1 rRNA gene is annotated in these 2,235 nt (G+C 53.2%); it reads right to left on the bottom strand.

The annotated features are described in order from the left end of the window. Positions 1 to 8: 8 nt before the first annotated feature. Positions 9 to 2,235, bottom strand: a 23S ribosomal RNA gene (locus AC1D7X_RS25645); the annotation flags it as partial.

Below are 2,235 nucleotides of genomic sequence, written 5' to 3'. Positions count from 1 at the left end.
CAGAATATTAGGATAAGCCCTCGACCGATTAGTATTGGTCAGCTCCATGCATTGCTGCACTTCCACCTCCAACCTATCTACCTCGTCGTCTTCAAGGGGTCTTACTAATTGGGAAATCTCATCTTGAGGGGGGCTTCACGCTTAGATGCTTTCAGCGCTTATCCCGTCCGCACGTAGCTACCCAGCTATGCTCCTGGCGGAACAACTGGTACACCAGAGGTGCGTCCATCCCGGTCCTCTCGTACTAAGGACAGCTCCTCTCAAATTTCCTGCGCCCACGACAGATAGGGACCGAACTGTCTCACGACGTTCTGAACCCAGCTCGCGTACCGCTTTAATGGGCGAACAGCCCAACCCTTGGGACCTACTTCAGCCCCAGGATGCGATGAGCCGACATCGAGGTGCCAAACCTCCCCGTCGATGTGGACTCTTGGGGGAGATAAGCCTGTTATCCCCAGGGTAGCTTTTATCCGTTGAGCGATGGCCCTTCCATGCGGTACCACCGGATCACTAAGCCCGACTTTCGTCCCTGCTCGACTTGTAGGTCTCGCAGTCAAGCTCCCTTCTGCCTTTGCACTCTTCGAATGATTTCCAACCATTCTGAGGGAACCTTGGGGCGCCTCCGTTACTCTTTAGGAGGCGACCGCCCCAGTCAAACTGCCCACCTGACACTGTCCCCGAACCGGTTTACGGTCCTAGGTTAGAACCTAGATACGATCAGGGTGGTATCCCAACGGCGCCTCCTCAGAAGCTTGCGCTCCTGGATCTCAGGCTCCCACCTATCCTGTACAGATCGTACCCAAATTCAATATCAAGCTGCAGTAAAGCTCCATGGGGTCTTTCCGTCTTGTCGCGGGTAACCTGCATCTTCACAGGTATTAAAATTTCACCGGATCTCTCGTTGAGACAGCGCCCAAGTCGTTACGCCATTCGTGCGGGTCAGAATTTACCTGACAAGGAATTTCGCTACCTTAGGACCGTTATAGTTACGGCCGCCGTTTACTGGGGCTTCGGTTCATAGCTTCGGATTGCTCCTAACCACTCCCCTTAACCTTCCAGCACCGGGCAGGCGTCAGCCCGTATACTTCGCCTTACGGCTTCGCACAGACCTGTGTTTTTGCTAAACAGTCGCTTGGGCCTTTTCACTGCGGCCCCCTCGTGCTATTCACACTACCGGGGCACCCCTTCTCCCGAAGTTACGGGGTCATTTTGCCGAGTTCCTTAACGAGAGTTCTTCCGCGCGCCTTAGAATACTCTTCTCGCCTACCTGTGTCGGTTTGCGGTACGGGCACCTTCTCCTGGTTAGAGGCTTTTCTTGGCAGTGTGAGATCATGACCTTCGCTACTATAATTTTCGCTCCCCATTACAGCCCAGCCTTATAGTGTGCGGATTTGCCTACACACAAGCCTCACTGCTTAGACGGACTATTCCATCAGTCCGCGTCACTACCCTGCTGCGTCACCCCATTACTCATAACGGATTACGGTGGTACAGGAATTTCAACCTGTTGTCCATCCACTACGCCTTTCGGCCTCGCGTTAGGTCCCGACTTACCCTGAGAGGACGAGCCTTCCTCAGGAACCCTTAGGCTTTCGGCGGATCAGATTCTCACTGATCTTTTCGTTACTTATACCGGCATTCTCACTTGTATAGTGTCCAGCGCTCTTTTCAGTACACCTTCAACCTCTATACAACGCTCCCCTACCCCAGATGCAAAGCATCTAGCCATAGCTTCGGTGGTGTGTTTAGCCCCGTTACATTTTCGGCGCAGAGTCACTCGACCAGTGAGCTATTACGCACTCTTTCAATGGTGGCTGCTTCTAAGCCAACATCCTGGTTGTCTAAGCAACTCCACATCCTTTTCCACTTAACACACACTTTGGGACCTTAGCTGATGGTCTGGGCTGTTTCCCTTTCGACAATGGATCTTAGCACTCACTGTCTGACTCCCGGATATAAGTACATGGCATTCGGAGTTTGACTGAGTTTGGTAACCCTTGCGGGCCCCGCACCCAATCAGTGCTCTACCTCCACGACTCTTCATTCCGAGGCTAGCCCTAAAGCTATTTCGGGGAGAACCAGCTATCTCCGAGTTCGATTGGAATTTCTCCGCTACCCCCACCTCATCCCCGCATTTTTCAACATGCGTGGGTTCGGGCCTCCAGTGCGTGTTACCGCACCTTCACCCTGGACAGGGGTAGATCACACGGTTTCGGGTCTACGTCCACGTACTAA

The organism is Paenibacillus sp. Y568 (assembly GCF_059445545.1).
Note: the sequence above shows the minus strand (reverse complement) of the source record. Positions and strands in the feature narration are given on the sequence as shown.